This window comes from Microbulbifer sp. MI-G (assembly GCF_030440425.1).
In the GTDB taxonomy this organism is placed as follows: Bacteria; Pseudomonadota; Gammaproteobacteria; order Pseudomonadales; family Cellvibrionaceae; genus Microbulbifer; species Microbulbifer spongiae.
In genome coordinates this window covers 386,473-403,435 of the sequence record NZ_CP098023.1, presented here as the reverse complement: position 1 = coordinate 403,435, position 16,963 = coordinate 386,473, and the positions used below count along the sequence as shown (strand labels likewise).

Below are 16,963 nucleotides of genomic sequence, written 5' to 3'. Positions count from 1 at the left end.
AGCCCCTCCCTGTTCAAGTGATTCGCTGCATACCCGTATGGCAGAAGCCTGCGATTCAAAGTTTCGCTTTTTAATGGTGATTGATACCGGTTGAAAACCAGGGAATTTCTGTTCCGTCAATTTGACTTGCGTTGTCCAGCATGGAAATTTATCAAATCAAAACGTTCGTTGCCGTGGCCAGAGAAGGCAGCATTACCCGGGCGGCAGAGTGCCTGTATCTCAGCCAGCCTGCGGTGAGCGCACATATCAAGGCCATTGAGGAACAGCTGGGACTGGTCTTATTTGAACGCAATACCAAAGGCATGCGCCTGACTGACGATGGAAAAAGACTGCTGAACAAGGCAGAAAAAATCCTTGCTGCCCATCGGGATTTTATTGATGAGTCGTCTCGCATGAAAGACGCACTGACGGGGAAATTGGTTGTTGGTGCCGGGAGTGAATCCTCCACACCGGCCATTGGCCACCTCCTTTCGAGTTTATCAGAGCGCTGCCCCGGAGTGGATGTCAGGCTTCAATATTTTGAGCAGTCTGTTGAGATGCTCAAAAGTTTGCGCAATGGCACTTTAGATGCCTGCTTCTATAACGAGCCCAATGACCCTGCCCCCGACATTCACACGCTGGAAGTCTCCCGATTCGGCATATTTCTGGCGGCTCCAGCCGGGCTTGTGGTGAATTCACAGCCCCTGAATTGGCAGAGCCTCAGTGCAATGCCCTGGATTTCTCCCAATCCGGCCACCTGTTGTGGACGGGCAGCAGAGAATTTGTTCAAGTTACACAATTTTCGCCCCAAGCAGATCATCAAGGTGGACAGGGAAAACGTGATCCGCACCTTGATTGCCGGCGGGGTTGGCATTGGATTGCTGCATACCGACACTGCCCGTGAAACCCTCAATAACGGAAAAATCGATTTAATCTGTGAGGTACACAAGTCCGTCCGGGTGCTGTTTGCCTACCTGCCCACAAGAGAGCAGGACCCCCTGCTTGAAATTGCCAGTTCGATATTGCGCAGCAAAGCGCCCGGGTAGTACTGCCCGCCTGCTTTTCCCCAAGCGGCAGGCGCGCAGAGAGTGAGGATGGCGGACACCGGCGTAACAACCCCTGTAATACAGCGATTGGGCGCACCGTTTGGAGCTTGATAACGCACCCTGGTGGCCATTGCCACTACGCCACTTTTCGCGGTGCTTTGCAAGCACGCGGTTTTCCTAAAAAATCATCACAGGGCGTATGCCCGCACCACTCCTACGACTGCTGAGTCTGCATACACCACCGGATTGTGGCCTGTACTGTCCTGCAAAGCCATTTCTGCAATTTCGCCCAATATGCCATCACTGGTGCTATTGCCGGGTGCTTTCACCGTGCCGGCCTTTCGGTGCCGATACCACTGGCCAGGGTCACTGGCTCAGGAATGCTGAGGTTAACCCTCACAAAATCCAAATTGTTGGACCTGGGGGATGGAAAGATAATGTGATCCCGTTCGGGTCTCTTTTTTTTCGCAAGGAAGAGAAACCATGGAGTCAAGCAGTATGAAGGCAAACATTCCGGGCACTATGGCGTTGCACCCTATTGGTACGATACATACGGATTTCAATGCCCTGGCGCAATGCCCGCGGTCTGGCCGGTTTAACACCAACCACTCGGTCATTGAAATTGATGCGCAGTATCTGGAGGGCCTGTACAAAATCGAGTCTGCCACGCATTTGTTTATTTTATACTGGTTTGATCAATCTGATCGGACGCAATTGCAGCGGTGTGGTCGAAACGGCAAGGATGTCCGCGGTGTTTTTGCGAGCCGGTCCCCCAATCGACCCAATCCCATTGCACTGAGCCCGGTCAAGCTGATCCGTATTGAGGGCACTCGCCTCATCGTCAGCGGCCTCGACTGCCTGGATGGCACCAAGGTGGTGGATATCAAACCGTATATTCCCGCTGACGACAGGATTGAAGAGGCAAAAATAGGGTGGGACTATCCGGGCACTGAAGGGGACAAGGTGGAAAAACCCCCATACTCCAGCAGTAATCCGGACAAATGCCAATGCCATTTATTCAGAGATTCCTGAGGGAGATACTATGGAAAATTTTATTGGTTATGCAATATCCGGGTTATTAGTCTTATCGGCAGTATTACTCGGTTTGCTAATTCCAGGTGGTCCAATTGAGAACAGAAATTTTTCACATATAGCGCCTGCAATACTCGGTATGTTTAATACTTTTTTAACCGTGTTAGGCATTGCCAGCTTGTCTTTAGCTTATTTTTCCATTGGTGCAGGTAATCTTGCGCTCATTGCTTCCGCTATATGTGGAATATCCTATTTTCTGGTCTATGCCTTGGATTTAGCGAAGATTTTTCCTGTATCCCCAGATAAGATGCCTATAACACTATTCATTATCGAGGTTGCAGGGCTTATTCTCGCTATTCCTCTTACACTTTTATCGCTCTATTACCTATCATTGCCTAGGTCTGGAATATCTGAAATGGATATCTCATCTTCAACTATAAATTCAATTCTAGTTGTTTTGCTCATTATTGGTATTGGCATTATAGCTTTTGCTACAAAAGCAGCAATGAGAAAATAGCAAACGGTTGTTGTCGCCCCTTCGATGATCAGCCCCACCCATTGGCTGACCTAACGGTGGCCAGTGGTGAAAAATGGTTGGCAGAACTATCAGATAAAGAGTTAAGGGAGTTGGTTTTTCCATAAGATTGTTGGTTCTTCGTAGATCTGTGTGAAACCCCGGTTATATTCCCATTGACGAAGTGCACTTGCTGGATTTGTCGGTATTACGTAAACTGAGATTGTTGTTTGAGCGCTTTTTCGAAAAATTACAAAAAGCTGAGCGTAAGGTTACTGGCTCGCCGTCCTTCAGATACGCTGCTTTCTTTCAAGCCCTCAAGCACCAGAATGGGTTATAACTCCCTGAGAGTGCAGCACGCCTGTTTTTATCCGAGCTACAGGCGCTCATGTAGAGTATAATTTTGGTATCCAGATCGTTAGAATGCTGGGCATCGGTTTAACCACAACCCCTTCATTATAGTGATTACGCACAACGTCCTTTTTGCGCGGTGCTTTAAATGCATTTGGCTTTGCCGAAAAATCGCTACAGAGTGTATGCCAGCACCACCTTTTCGACTGCTGAATCAGCACGAACCGCCAGAATGGGGGACTGTGTTGCCTTCCAAAGACATCTCTGGGAATTCCAAGCATTGTGCAATCATTGAAGCTATTACCGGGTTCTTTCACCGTGCCGGCCTTTCGGTGCCGATACCACTGGCCAGGGTCACTGGCTCAGGAATGCTGAGGTTAGCCCTCACAAAATGCAATTTGTTGGACCGGGAGGATGGAAAGATAATGTGATCCCGTTCGGGTCTCTTTTTTTTGCAAGGAAAAGAAACTATGGAGTCAAGCAGTATGAAGGCAAACATTCCTGGCACTATTGCGTTGCACCCTATTGGTACGATACATACGGATTTCAATGCCCTGGCGCAATGCCCACGCTCAGGCCGGTTTAACACCAACCACTCGGTCATTGAAGTTGATGCGCAGTATCTGGAGGGCCTGTACAAAATCGAGTCTGCCACACATTTATTTATTTTATACTGGTTTGATCAATCTGATCGGACGCAATTGCAGCGGTGTGGTCGAAACGGCAAGGATGTCCGCGGTGTTTTTGCGAGCCGGTCCCCCAATCGACCCAATCCCATTGCACTGAGTCCGGTCAAGCTGATCCGTATTGAGGGCACTCGCCTCACCGTCAGCGGCCTCGACTGCCTGGATGGCACCAAGGTGGTGGATATCAAACCGTATATTCCCGCTGACGACAGGATTGAAGAGGCAAAAATAGGGTGGGACTATCCGGGCACTGAAGGGGACAATGTGGAAAACTCCCAGCACCCCAGCAGCAACCCGGACAAATGCCAATGCCATTCAGCCGCAGAGCATTAATCCAATACACGGCGTTATGGCCGTTTCTGGGCTTTGCCCTATCCAGTGCAGGTGCCAATGGACGTGCAAACCGCCTTGTCATTGCCGACGAGGGAGGGGATCGCGGCCTTCCGGCCCCTTTTTTGCACCATAAGGATGGGATTGGCTATCTCTATACCAGCTATATTTTCGATACCCTGATTGCGCAAGACCGCACCGGTAAACTGGTTGGGGGCCTTGCCCGTGCCTGGCAGTTGTCCAGCGATGGTTTGAGTTGCACGATTACCCTTCGGGACAATATACGCTGGCATGACGGAAGTCCTCTGACCGCAAAGGATGTGGTATTTACTGTTGCCTATATGGCAAAACATCCCTACCTGTTTGTCTCGACAGTAAAAATAGCGCGGGCAGTTGCGCTCAGTGCAAACCGGCTGAACATCCTCTTGCGGGAGCCCGATGCCGGGTTGCTGTCGGGTACCCTCCTCAACCTCCCCATACTGCCTGAACACCTCTATGCCGGGCACGCTTCGCCAGAGCGATTTACCAGCGGTTCGGCACTGATGGGGAGCGGGCCATATCGCTTTTCAGGCTACGACCGGGCGGAGGGTCGTTATTTTTTCAAGGGCAATACCGATTACTACCGGGGTGATCCCCTGTTTGACCAGATGGCTATCGTCACTATGGGACCAGACGCCGCACTGCGCGCCATGCGCTCCGGCGAGGTCGATCTCATACCCTTTTTGCCCTATGACAGAGTCACACAAGCCAGATCCATGGGGTTTCAGGTTGTCACGGCAGCGAGTAATCACGTGGTACGGTTGCTCTTTAACAACCGAAACCGGTTTCAGGATCGTGACAGGCGCCATGCCTTGGCGTTTGCAATCCATCGAAAAGCGTTGATTGAAACCGTTCGCCAGGGCGAGGCAACCCCGGCCGATACCGGGTTTTTTCAGCCAAATTCTCCCTGGGGGGGAGACACTGCACTGCCTTCCTACGCCTTTGATCCGCAACAGGCACAAACCCTGCTGAGCAAATCCGGTTGGAGCAGGGATCAACACAAACGGTGGTGCTCGGATGGAGAGGTGATCCATCTGACACTGGTGACAGATACCCCATTAAGGCGCGAGGCGGTTGTTGTCTCCGAACAGCTGGAAAGTATCGGCCTGTCGGTTGATGTCCGCATTCTCGAGCGCACAGCGCTGCGGGAGGCCTTGCGCTCGGGTAATTTCGACTTGTCACTGCTGTCCACAAGCACCATGGGAGATCCCAGCGATCTGGCGCGTTACCTTGCGGGTGATTTCTGGAACGGTGATTACTTTGCCGGCAGCAGGGAGATGACGGCGCTTTTGGAGCAGCAGGCACAGGTTGTGAGTCTTCACCAACGCAAGGCATTGCTGGCGAAATTCCAGGCGCTCTACGCTAATGAACTGCCTTCCTACATGCTGTTTAACCCAACCTACGCCACGGCACACAATCATAAGATTGCACCGCGCTTTTTACCCGATGGTGTCGCCATCGGTATTCCTACCTCCGTCCACAAATCGGTTCTTGTGGGTTGACCGCGGTGTGTTCGGGGTTGAGCAGATCCAGGTAATAGCCGGGCTTTCCGCAGTAACGATATGGGCAATCCAGCTGTTTTAGCGACTTTTACCATGGTATTGATTGGATTCGTCAATCGATTATTGATCTTTGCCCTTTTACTCGTCATTACCTTTTATCTGCCCCGCCTGCTGCCGGGCGATCCACTGGAGGTCATGGTCGCCTCGGAATACACCCGTGGGCTGAATGCAGGGGAAATACAACAACTGCGCATTCACATGGGGTTCGAGGGGTCGTGGCTCGATCAACTGGCGGCCTACGGCTTTGGTATTTTACACGGGGACCTCGGCTACTCATTCCGACACGCTGCCCCGGTTGCCGATATTATTATCCAACCGCTGGGGTGGACGCTGTTTCTGATCCTGCTCGCCTTGCCGATTTTTCTGATTACCGGCGTTGCCTGCGGGATTGAAGCGGGGCGTCAACCCCATGGTGGGATTGATCGCTTTCTCACAGGCGCGATGACTCTGCTCGCAAGCCTCCCCCCCTTCGTTATGGCGATCGGCTTGCTACTGGTATTTGCCATTCTGTTGCCGATACTGCCGGCAAGCGGGGCTCAACCCCTGTTTCCGGCCCAGGGTATGGTTGCGCATGCGATACAAATTCTCCTTCATGCCCTATTACCCGCCCTCGCCCTGGCGATGCATGAAATTGTCAGATTTTTTTTCGTGGCCCGCAGCGAAGCCATCAGTTTATCGACCCGGCCTTTCCTTTTGAACGCACGGGCGCGTGGAATTTATGGAGTACGTGAAAGGGTTGACTACTATGGCAGAAATATTTTTCCCGCTATTGCATCGCGCTTGAGCGATGCTTTTTCAGGATTGATCAGCGGTGCCTTATTTGTCGAGATCGTTTTTTCCTATCCGGGCATTGGCCTCGTGCTCTATAAGGCCATTGGTGAGCGGGATTATATTGTTATTCAATCGACCGTACTGCTGCTCTCTATATTTATACTGAGCTTCAACTGGATAATCGACACCCTTGTACTGCTTCATTCCCGGAGAGGATAGGCTATGGCGGAGAATCGGATGATACGGCCTGTCCAGGTTAAACTCATTGTCCTGTTCACCCTGGGCCTTTGTTTGCTGCCAGCGGTGGTTTATTTTCTGCCGGGCTATCAAACGAGCCTGGATACACTGGCAGCACCGAGTCTCGATCACTGGTTGGGCACCAATGATATTGGCCAGGATATTCTCACGGGCCTGCTCATTGCCACACCGAACACCATTGGTATTGCTGTCATCGCTGCGCTGTTAACCTTGCTGCTGTCCATTGGCGTTGGTATTTTTGTGGCGACTGCAGGCAGAAAACTGTCTGGCCTGGTACTGAGGTTCATCGACATCCTTCAGTCCATACCCTCCATTCTCCTGATACTGCTGGTTTCAGTCTGGTTGAGCCCCGGCATGATTGCGCTTGTTGTACTGCTTGTTGCAACCGGCTGGTATGACGATGTGCGTGTCTTGCGTGCCGTGTTTTTGCGGGAGCTGACACGGGAAAATGTACGCTATGCCAGCATCGGGGGGGAAAGCGGGTATTACTGTATGACCGTGCACGTCTTACCGGCGGTATCCCCTGTGTTGGTGGGGTTGTTTATCCAGCATATCCGCCGCGCAGCCTTGATGACCGCGGGGCTCGGTTTCCTCGGGATCACAGATGCGCGATTGGTCACCTGGGGTTCCATGATTCAGGATTCCCTCAACTATCTGTACACGGACGCCTGGCTGTGGCTGCTATTGCCACCGACACTGGTGCTTTGCCTGTTTCTCTGGGGCTGCCTTACGTTTGGGCAGAGATTCGAACGCTACGTGATGACAGGGGCCAGACTGTCGGTATGATTGCAATCAACCAGCTGTGTCTCTCTACCGGCGAAGACACAGTGCTCGACAAGCTATCCTTTGACGTGCGCTGCGGGGAAACGGTCGCCCTGCTGGGCGCCTCCGGTGCCGGCAAGTCAACCCTCGCAAAGCTCCTGCTCGGACTGGTTCCGGGCCGCTTGGCCGATTCCCAAAACCGCCAGCCCCTTGCGAAAGGACAGTTTCGCTGGTCAGGCAGCGCGTGGATCGATGGTGTGGACGTTTTGCGTGCAAAGCCATCGGCAATACGCGCATTGCGTGGTAGCCGGGTAGGCATGCTCATGCAGGGATTGTCTGATGCACTCAATCCGCATCGCACGGTGATTCAACATGTGCATGAGGTTATCGGTGTACATGGCCTGCATGGTGCTGATGCCCCATTGCTGTGTGAAAAATGCCATATCCCCAAGCGGCTCTACCACCGGTACCCGGCGGCACTGAGTGGTGGTGAGATACAGCGGGTTCTGATGGCGCTGGCCTGTGTGTGCAGACCACCGTACCTTATTTTTGATGAACCGACTTCGGCGCTGGATGCCGTCACCCAGGCGCAGATTGTGCAGACCTTCAAAGAGGGTGCGGACAGGCGCTGCCAACTCCTGATTGCCCACGATGTGGATTTGATAGCGTCAATCGCCAATCGGGTTTGCGTGCTTCACAAAGGGCGCATTGTCGAATCCGGTACAACGGATGAGGTACTCAGCCGTCCACAACACCCCTACACGAGACGGCTTCTGGGCGGTAAACGCCCGAGTCCCAATCCCCCGATTGCGCACCGCACCCCCAACAGACCGGTGAATATCCGCCCCGGTGCCGGACTGCGGATACAAGGCCTGTCCCATCGCTATGGCGACCGGCCTGTCCTAAAGTCCGTGTCGGCCTTTGTACCGGCAGGGTCGTGCCTGGTCGTCACCGGTCCGTCTGGGGTGGGCAAGTCTACTTTAGCCCGCGTACTGACAGGGTTTGAAACAAAGCAGCACGGTCGTGTCTTTTGGTCATGGGGCCAATCCCCGCAGAACCTGAACGGGACACGCCATTTAAAAACAGGGCCTGAAACCGCGCATGGCCTGTATGACTATGCGGCACTTGTTCCACAGCTTCCACACCGGGCTATGGCCCGTCATTTTACGGTGCAGGCAGTACTGAAAGAGGCACTGCGGTTTGCGCAGCGACGCCGGCAAGTCGGTGACCCGCACCGTTCAAAAAAGGGCACGCTCACGATACAGGAGGTGCTGGATATGGTCGGGCTGCCAACCCATGCAAAATTCCTGCAGCGTCGCAGCGCCCAGCTATCCGGTGGAGAAGCGCAAAAACTCGTTATTGCCCGCGGGCTCATCCTGCAGCCACGGTACCTTGTGGCCGATGAGCCCACCGCGGCTTTGGATTTACTGTCCAAGTCCCACATGCTCAGTTGTTTCAACAGACTGAAAAAGGAGCAGGGCATCGCCCTCATTGTGTTTACCCATGATCTGCCCGCGACACGCCATATCGCCGATCAGGTCGTGTGTTTGCAAGAGGGCCGGTTTCACCCTGTCGCATCCCCGTAACTGGGGTTGTGATGCCATTGTTTGAAAAACCCGTGCCCGGTGGCCTCACCGGCAAAGGGATGCGCTGTATAAAATAAGCAATGGGTTTGCATGTTGAACCAATCCCCCCGCGCACTTTAGCGCAGTTATATTTTTAGCCAAAAGCGTTTCTTGAAAACTGCAGGTTGCACTTTCCAAGTCCGCATTGCCCAGCCCAGGTTCCCAGAGATTATCTGGTGCGTTTGCCCTCTGTTATCTGGAGGTCCCACCTCAGGGAATACGAATTGATCCGCTGTTTTCTTTTCAATAGCATTTCCGATAATAGTAATCATTATCATTCAAGTAGTTGAGAGGGGGGTATGGAGAAAAACCGTTTTCGTCGTTGTGTTTTGTATCAGGCACTGCTGATTTGCGGCACAACGGCAGGTACCGAAACCATTGCACAGAGCGCGTCTGCCTGGGGGGATGACCGTTCTTCCAATATGGAAATCATCATCGTCCAGGGCAGTCAACATACCCATGCAGCAGACAGGTTGGAAAACGATGCCATCCTCTCGGTAGCGCCGCAGGGTTTGACCGATGTGCTCAAGCTCTCTCCGGAAGTGGATGTCGGCGGGCCGAGGCCGAATGCAACCAGATACTATTTACGCGGACTCGAAGCAACGACACTTGCGGTAACATTTGACGGGGTGCCGAGCGCCGGAGACCTGTTCCAGCACCGTGGTGCCGTATCGATTATTGATCCAGCACTGATTGATTCTGTTACCGTCAAAACGGCGCCTGTTGCAGCCGGTGATGGACCGGCAGCCCTGGGGGGCGCCCTGGAAATCCGCTCTGTTTCCCTGGACGACTTGCTGTCCGAAGAAAAACCGGGGCTTTTCGGGGTTAGTTTTTCAGGCGCTAGCACAAACGATGCCCTGGGCAGCTCAGCGACAACCGCCTATCGACTGAGTGATACCGTATCCGCGGTGGCGTTTGCATCCTATCAGGACTTTGATGATTACAAAGATGGCAAGGGCAACACCGTGTCCCTTTCCGCTTCCGAGAATACTTCGGGGTATATGAAAGTACAATTCCAGCCGAGCGCTGATCACACATTTGATGTCTCTGCATTGTATGGAAAAAATGCCGGGCTGCTCCCCTACGGAGCCGGTGATCTACCTACAGAATTTTATGAGCGCCAGTATTCACAGGGCCGTGCCGGTGGTGGCCCGGTTCGGCAATCGCTGGAGGAATTATCGCTGTCCGCACGCTATCAGGGTTCAGGCCCGGGCTCGCCCTATGCACTCATTTACGCTGCGGATTCCACCCTTGCTGATAAAGACCATGGGGATGCACACACGCAGATGCGATACGGTGGCCGATTTACACTGACTTTTGATCGCAGTATTGGTGATATCCATACAGTGATCACAACCGGTATTGACGGGCGGCTTGAACAGTACAAAACCGAATACCAGGGTTCAGACAATGAGAACGATGCCGTAACAGCAGGGCTGTTTGCCGATGTCAATTTCGATCTGGGCAGCCTACAGCTTAATTCCGGTCTGAGGGCGGAGTATTTGCAAACAGACTATGACGAAAAAAGCTTCGATCATATTCAGTTGTCGCCCTCACTTCGGGGCACCTTCGCATTGACCCCTCAGTTGGCGTTGTTCGCCGGCTATGGCCTGGCTTATCGGGCGACCAACACACTGCCGGCCAGTCGCGCGGGGCGCACTTCCGGGAAGACGATTTTTCCACACAAGGGGCTGCGGCCTGAGCAGGCCAGGCAGGCTTCCCTAGGGGCAAATTTTACCTGGGATGCGCCATTTTCCCAGGACGGCCAGCTGTTTGTGGAGGTTGAAGGGTTTGAGGTGCACCTGCGCGATGTGGTGGTTTTTGAAGGTGGTGCCAGGGGTGCCCCTTTTCGCCAGGTCTTCAACGCATCCGGTGATTATACATCGCAGGGGGTTTCCGCGACGATCGGGTGGATGGGTTCCAGACTGAGATCGACGTTGGCATTGAGCCTGGTTGTGCTGAATGATCCCGATGGCACTCCGGTTCTCGAAGTCCGCAGCCTGGCAGCGGCACGCGGTGACAGGCTGCGTTGGAACAATGAAGTCGAATTGGGAAAAGGATTCCGCCTGGGCTACATAATGACCGCGATGGAGGATTTGACCCGGCTGCCAGAGGGGATCACGCCAAAAGCAGGGTATGTGGTTCACGACACAAGAATCGATTGGTCATCGGACAATGGCACATTTTCAGTGGCACTGGTGGCCAGAAACCTGACCGATGAATTTTATATCGACCAGACCAGTTTCACCTACGGGGGCTTTGCCGGCGTGCCGGAGCCGGGCCGCGATATCCGTATCGAGGCAAGGGCTACCTTTTAACCGAAGGCCGATGGCCGCGTGCCCCCTTCGGCTCCGGGCGGGACCATATCCAAATGGCGCCGCAACCGAGGCCACCGATGGTGAATACCAGGAGGTACCCATTGTTGATATGGTGCACGGCAATCGCCAGGGACAACGCCATGGTCAGACTGGCAACCAGTTTGGTGCGACGACTGATGTAACCGCTGCGCCAGATCTCCAGACAATGTCCAAACAGGTGATGATCTTCAATCCACTGGTGCAGGCGCCGGGAGCAGCGGGAGGCTGCCCAGGCGCCAAGTACAATAAACACCGCCGATGGCAGCCCGGGCAGAATGGCCCCAATGACCCCGAGGGCAATAAAAAAGCAGGCGAGTCCGCCCCACAGCCAACGCAGCCAGCCCGGGGCCAAATTGACTGCATACTTCGACAGGCCTTCCTCGGTGGTTTCTTTCATTGAGTGCCTCGAGAAGATTCGTACACAGATCCGCTACTGTAGCATTTTATAGTTGCCGGAATTGCAATCGCAGTGAACCCTGTGGTTCAGCGTATAAAGAAATCGACTGGCACAACCAACGTGAGCGGGTCTCCAACAACCTCTCCCGGTGGCCTGGGCAAGGGCTCAGCGCGACGCACCAGGGCAACCACTTCACGGTCGAGCGTGGCCACACCGCTGGCGCGGTGCAGTTTGACCGCCAGTACCTTCCCCTGGCGGTCCATGGTAAAGCGCACCCAGGGCGTGCCCTGCTGGCGGCGGACCCGGGCCCTGCGCGGGTAGCGCTTCCTGCGCTCAAGGTGCACCTGCAGCCGGTTTTGCCAGGTCAGTCTGGCCTCTAGTTGCCGTTCATTCAGTGCGCCCTCTGTGGGGGCTGAAGCCACTTCGGCCGCCCGGGTCCGGGCAGTCACAGGCGCGCTGGCTTCCTCTACGTATTGATCTCCGGTGGCTTCACCAGTGGCGTCCTCCCGCCGGGTTTCCTGCGGCTTCGCAACTGGCTGTTGCGGTACCTGCTGCCGGGGTTCGCGCTCCGCCTTTTTCTGGGCAGCCCGGATGGCAACTTCGGAGACACTTTCCGGCAGGGGTTCCGGCAGCGGTTCAGGTTCCGGTTGTTGTGGCGTGTTGTGCTGCCGGGGCGCGGGTGAGGACGCCTGCTGTTGGGGACCAACCGGGAGCTGCTGGAGGGGAGCCACCGGTGCGGCCACCAGACTGATGTCAACAAGCTGCGGCAGCGCCGCTGGAGGCAGCGCCAGCTGTGTGTCCGGTTGCCGGAAGAAATAAAGCGCTACGGCTGCGTGCATCACCAGGGCACCGGCAACGGCTGCTAGCCAGGGCCATTGCCGGCGCTGTACGAATCCATGGCCGGGCCCTGCCAACTGGCTCATAATGCGGTTGCCGCCGGCTGCTCCCGCCCCACAAGGGCAATTTTGTGATAGCCGGCAGCCGCCAACAGGCGCATGATGGCCATGACTTCGCCGTATTCCACTTTGATATCCGCCCGCAACAGAATGCGCTGCCCGGTATCGGCGGCTTTGGCATTCAGCTGCTGGACAAGGTTATTGCGAGTCACCGGCTGGCTTTCCCCCAGAGTCAGGGTCAAATCCTTCTGTAAAGTGATATACAGGGGATCATCCTCCCGGGGTTGTGAGGCCGCCTCGACAGAGGGGAGCGCTACAGGCACACTCACCGTCGCCAGTGGCGCAGCCACCATAAAAATAATCAACAGAACCAGCATGACATCAATAAAGGGCGTGACATTAATTTCATGCTGTTCCGTCAGCACCTCACCATGATCCTTTTGCAGGTTCATCGCCATTAGTGGGTACCCCGGGCCAGAGACGCCGAATGCAGTTTGCCGGCTGCGGTCAAATCATCCATTGGCCGGGCCTGTGGGTGGTGGCGGTCAAGATCGCGACTGATCAAGACCAGAATTGCCGTGGCAATGTCGGAGAGTACCGCGCGGTAATTACCGATAGTCCGGGAAAAGTAGTTGTAGATCACCACGGCGGGAATCGCTGCCACCAAGCCCATTGCGGTTGCCAGCAGCGCTTCCGCAATCCCCGGCGCAACCACGGCGAGGTTCGTGGTTTGCGTTTGGGCTATACCGATAAAACTGTGCATAATGCCCCAGACCGTCCCAAACAAACCGACAAAAGGCGCCACGGAACCGATGGTGGCGAGCATACCGGTGCCCTGGCTCATACGCCGCACCAGTGAAGCCTGCACGCGTTCAAGCCGGGCCACCACCCTTTCCTTCAACCCCTCATCCGATGTCGGACCATCGCAGGAAAGTTCCAGTTCATGGCGGCAGGCCTCAGCCAGCAGCAAGGCATCGCCAGCCAGTCCCTCAAGGCCATCGTGTGCCCTGGCGAAACTGTTACTCTGCACCAGTTGTGTGAGCAGCCGTTGGGCGCGGCGGCGGGCCAGACGCAACTGAACCGTTTTCAGCAACCACACAGCCCAGGTCAAAACCGACGCGAGCAGCAAACCGATCATCACCGTCTTTACCACAATGTCCGCTGCCTGGTACATGCCCCAGGGTGACAGGTCGTGGCCGCTGAAGGCCGTATCACCGATGGTTTCTGTGCCCTGGCCCGCGGCCTGATTGGAGGACCCGTCCACCAACACCTCGGCTTGCGGGGAAGAGGCTGAAGCCGGGGCAGAGGACTGATACGCGGCATTTGCCGCCTGGTTATCCTGCGCCAGGGCCGGCAACTGCACAAAAGTGCCACCCAGCAGACACCATAACAAAAGGGTCCGGAACTCCATTGCCAACTCCTGCCAAGCTCTTGGCTGAATTAATTTTCAGGGGATGCGAGCAGCTGCTCAACGTTCTGTCGGGCAAAGGCAAACGCGGCAATCGCGCCTTTCAGGGCGGCTTCCCGCTGCTCGCCGGCCAGTTCAAGGGCGTCGAGGGCATTTTTAAATTTGCGCCAGTGTAATCCCCGCCCCATCTCGTTTGCGGCCAGGTGGCGCGCACCAAACGTCTCCGACAGATCGAGTTTTTTGACCTGTTTCAGCAGGAATGCCGCGCCCAGATTGGACCCTTCAACCACATATAGCCAGCCCAGCGCGCTGTAGATATCGAGAATCTGCACTTGTGCCGCCACTTCCCTGTCCTCTGACAGGGCTTCGGGTGTCAGCCCGATATCCCGGCAATCTTCTATCACTGCCCACAGGCGATTTCTTTGCGCTAACTCCGGCAGCCAGTTTTGCAACCGGGCATTTTCAAACCAGCGGGCAACGGCGTGGTGCAGACGGGACTGGGTGCGCACAAACAGGGCATAGCGCTCGCGGCTGGAGAATACCGACAGCGACATAATGCGTGTATCCAGGCTCTCATGGATCGAGTGTGTGCCGGCTTTCAAGCAGGCGGAAAGTGCCGGCACCTGGAATGGGTCAGACAGGGTTTCAGCGGGTTCAGTCACAGGCAACTCCCAGCAAGGTCATCAGGGCTTCCTCACATTTATCCGGTGGGTTTGTAACTGGTGACGGACCAAACTGCACTTAACCCATCTCGATGGAGACAGGGGAGTATACAAAGCTTTTCTTTAAATGAGAATGTTAATCATTTATAGTTGCAAAATATTTTACAACTGCAGCAGTATCCAGCGTGAGGTCCCCGCATTGGCCATCAAAACCCACTCCAAGGGATTTAATGAACTGTACCAGTCGCATCACGAGTGGCTTGTGCATTGGATAGCCCGCCGCAACCCCGGTGGGAATAATGCCCAGGACCTGGCCCAGGACACTTTTGTACGGCTGCTGGATCGCCCCAGGCTGCCCGGGGCCATTCGCAGCCCGAGAGCCTGGTTGACCAAGGTGGCCGGCAACCTGCTGATTGACCAGATTCGCCGCCAGGTGCTGGAAAGAAACTATCTCGCTGTGCTGGAGAACCTGCCCGAAGCGACATACCCGTCACCGGAAGACAAATGGGAGCTGCTCGGCCTGCTGGAGCACATTGACCAGTTGTTAAGCGGCCTGCGACCACTTGAAAAAACGGTATTTTTAATGGCGCGGCTGGATGGTATGACCTATAGACAGGTCGCGGAAAGTCAGGGACTGAGCCTGTCATCGGTGGAAAAATACATCGCCAAAGCAATGCTCAAATGCTATGCCGCCACCTATGGGGACCGCTATTGATCCGGTCATAGAACAGGGAGTTGCAACCCCCTGCCGCCAGATACCAACCCCGGAAGGACAGCAACGCTAAAAGGGCCATTTCAGGGACACCATTCCAGCGCTGATCAAGCGCGAATGCTGTCCCGGTGAACAGTGATTTTTTGATAATGGTATTGCGCTGACATGACATCCGTAACGGAATCTGAATCTGCCCCGTTCCCCGACGCGATTGTGGGCGAAGCGATTCGATGGCGTATCCGACTGGCCTCCGGGGAAGTCCAGGAATCGGAACAGATCGCGTGGCGGGCATGGCGTGCCGCAAACCCCGAACACGAACGTATCTGGCAGCGCCTTGAGGCAATGGAATCGGCATTTCACAAGCTCAACCGTGAAGCACCCGGGCTCGCCTCTGCCACTTTGATAAAAACCGATAAGGACATGCGCAAGATCCGTCGCCGCCGGATGCTAAAAGCGGTCGGTGGCACCACCCTGGGTATGCTTGCCGCCGGCTGGATCGGACACCACCGGGGTGTCTTTCATCACCTCAAGGCAGATTACTCTGCCCAGGGGCAGCCGCGGCACTACACATTACAGGACAATAGCCAACTCTGGCTGAATTCTGGCAGCGCCATTGAACTGGATTTCAGTGGGGCAAGGCGCCGGATACGGCTGAGCAGCGGGGAGATACACCTGGCCGGCGCGCCCGATCCGCGCCCCCTGCACGTTTCCGTGGCCGACAGTCTGTTCACTGCCCGCGATTCGCGCTTTTTTGTCCGAGATGGCGGCCACTATGCGTTGCTGCAAGTGGTGCAAGGCCAAGTGGAAATGCGGCCGCGCCATGGGGCCTCACCCATGCAAGCCAACGCGGGGGAGGCCTTTCGAATTACTCACACAGATGTGCAAGTGCTGGACAGTCGCATGTTTGATTACAGTGGCTGGGTGGATGGTGTGCTCTCTGTTCGCAGCATGCCTCTGGGGGAATTTCTGCAGGAGCTGTCACGCTATTTTCGGGGGTTTTTACGCTGTGATCCCAGGCTTGAAACCCAGCGGATATCCGGGGTATTCCAGTTGCAGCAACTGGACTTGACCCTCAAAACCCTGGCGCGCTCTGTCGGCGGCGAGGTGCGTTATTTGACCCCCTGGTGGGCAACAATACAATAACCGGGTTAGGCATTTATCTTTCTTACCCACTGACAAATTATTTAAAAAATGCCGTAACCCACTTGTGCCTGGTAACTCTCAATAAGTTATCTAAGTGAAAACGAGCACTCACCGGTTTGACTGCCGGTACCGTTTCCCCATCCTACAGCACAGGGGCAATTTGGCTTCGACCCGTCGGCTCAAAAAATCCCATGGCTATGTTCGGTGTTTTTGATCGTCCCTTTCTGCAATCTCTTTGATCAGGACCGAATTACCCCTATTTATAAAATTCACACCGGCCCCGGGTCGAATGTTGAACAACCCGTGCTGCGTTGTGACAGTGCTCTTTGTAATGAGTCATTTAATACAATCTGAATCCAGCCAGGCCGATGAAACTCCCTGTTTAATCGCCCCAATTGTGTGGTTGAGCAAGGCTCCAGTGTGTGACTTGGCT

General features: G+C 54.8%; 16 protein-coding genes. 11 read left to right on the top strand and 5 right to left on the bottom strand.

The window, feature by feature from the left end:
- Positions 1-140 precede the first annotated feature (140 nt).
- The 9 genes from M8T91_RS01700 (at position 141) to M8T91_RS01660 (ending at position 11,273) form a co-directional block, all read left to right on the top strand.
- Complete coding sequence (locus M8T91_RS01700; RefSeq protein ID WP_301416218.1) at positions 141-1,025, top strand: LysR family transcriptional regulator; 885 nt, start codon at positions 141-143, stop codon at positions 1,023-1,025.
- A gap of 498 nt (positions 1,026-1,523) precedes the next feature.
- The gene (gene tsaA / locus M8T91_RS01695; protein ID WP_301416216.1) at positions 1,524-2,057 is read left to right on the top strand and encodes a tRNA (N6-threonylcarbamoyladenosine(37)-N6)-methyltransferase TrmO; all 534 of its coding nucleotides are present in this window, start codon (positions 1,524-1,526) and stop codon (positions 2,055-2,057) included.
- A gap of 10 nt (positions 2,058-2,067) precedes the next feature.
- Positions 2,068-2,574, top strand: coding sequence for a DUF8051 family protein (locus M8T91_RS01690; protein ID WP_301416214.1), 507 nt, complete (start codon positions 2,068-2,070; stop codon positions 2,572-2,574).
- Between the two features lie 833 nt (positions 2,575-3,407).
- On the top strand, positions 3,408-3,941 hold the full coding sequence (tsaA, locus tag M8T91_RS01685) for a tRNA (N6-threonylcarbamoyladenosine(37)-N6)-methyltransferase TrmO (RefSeq protein WP_301416211.1): 534 nt from the start codon (positions 3,408-3,410) through the stop codon (positions 3,939-3,941).
- Positions 3,917-5,479, top strand: a complete 1,563-nt coding sequence (locus M8T91_RS01680; RefSeq protein WP_301416209.1) for an ABC transporter substrate-binding protein — start codon at positions 3,917-3,919, stop codon at positions 5,477-5,479. Before tsaA (M8T91_RS01685) ends, M8T91_RS01680 begins: the two co-directional genes overlap by 25 nt.
- A gap of 60 nt (positions 5,480-5,539) precedes the next feature.
- Positions 5,540-6,529, top strand: a complete 990-nt coding sequence (locus M8T91_RS01675) for an ABC transporter permease (protein WP_301416208.1) — start codon at positions 5,540-5,542, stop codon at positions 6,527-6,529.
- An 18-nt stretch (positions 6,530-6,547) separates the two neighbouring features.
- Complete coding sequence (locus M8T91_RS01670) at positions 6,548-7,354, top strand: ABC transporter permease (protein ID WP_301416206.1); 807 nt, start codon at positions 6,548-6,550, stop codon at positions 7,352-7,354.
- The gene (locus M8T91_RS01665) at positions 7,351-8,916 is read left to right on the top strand and encodes an ABC transporter ATP-binding protein (RefSeq protein WP_301416204.1); all 1,566 of its coding nucleotides are present in this window, start codon (positions 7,351-7,353) and stop codon (positions 8,914-8,916) included. The genes M8T91_RS01670 and M8T91_RS01665 overlap by 4 nt, the downstream gene beginning before the upstream one ends.
- A 338-nt stretch (positions 8,917-9,254) precedes the next feature.
- Positions 9,255-11,273 carry a TonB-dependent receptor gene (locus M8T91_RS01660; protein WP_301416202.1) on the top strand — a complete coding sequence of 673 codons (2,019 nt, stop codon included), beginning with the start codon at positions 9,255-9,257 and terminating at the stop codon, positions 11,271-11,273.
- Here M8T91_RS01660 and M8T91_RS01655 read toward each other — a convergent pair.
- From M8T91_RS01655 to M8T91_RS01635, 5 genes are all read right to left on the bottom strand, one after another.
- The gene (locus M8T91_RS01655; protein ID WP_301416200.1) at positions 11,263-11,709 is read right to left on the bottom strand and encodes a YbaN family protein; all 447 of its coding nucleotides are present in this window, start codon (positions 11,707-11,709) and stop codon (positions 11,263-11,265) included. The two genes, M8T91_RS01660 and M8T91_RS01655, sit on opposite strands and share 11 nt — an antisense overlap.
- Positions 11,710-11,795: 86 nt before the next feature.
- Complete coding sequence (locus M8T91_RS01650; protein WP_301416198.1) at positions 11,796-12,632, bottom strand: energy transducer TonB family protein; 837 nt, start codon at positions 12,630-12,632, stop codon at positions 11,796-11,798.
- Positions 12,629-13,063, bottom strand: coding sequence for a biopolymer transporter ExbD (locus tag M8T91_RS01645; protein ID WP_301416196.1), 435 nt, complete (start codon positions 13,061-13,063; stop codon positions 12,629-12,631). Before M8T91_RS01645 ends, M8T91_RS01650 begins: the two co-directional genes overlap by 4 nt.
- On the bottom strand, positions 13,063-14,016 hold the full coding sequence (exbB, locus tag M8T91_RS01640; protein WP_301416194.1) for a tonB-system energizer ExbB: 954 nt from the start codon (positions 14,014-14,016) through the stop codon (positions 13,063-13,065). Before exbB ends, M8T91_RS01645 begins: the two co-directional genes overlap by 1 nt.
- 29 nt (positions 14,017-14,045) lie before the next feature.
- On the bottom strand, positions 14,046-14,675 hold the full coding sequence (locus M8T91_RS01635) for a biliverdin-producing heme oxygenase (RefSeq protein WP_301416192.1): 630 nt from the start codon (positions 14,673-14,675) through the stop codon (positions 14,046-14,048).
- 127 nt (positions 14,676-14,802) lie between these two features.
- Here M8T91_RS01635 and M8T91_RS01630 point away from each other — a divergent pair, with 127 nt between their 5' ends.
- Positions 14,803-15,390 carry a sigma-70 family RNA polymerase sigma factor gene (locus M8T91_RS01630; protein WP_301416190.1) on the top strand — a complete coding sequence of 196 codons (588 nt, stop codon included), beginning with the start codon at positions 14,803-14,805 and terminating at the stop codon, positions 15,388-15,390.
- A gap of 162 nt (positions 15,391-15,552) precedes the next feature.
- Complete coding sequence (locus tag M8T91_RS01625) at positions 15,553-16,530, top strand: FecR domain-containing protein (RefSeq protein ID WP_301416188.1); 978 nt, start codon at positions 15,553-15,555, stop codon at positions 16,528-16,530.
- Positions 16,531-16,963 lie beyond the last annotated feature (433 nt).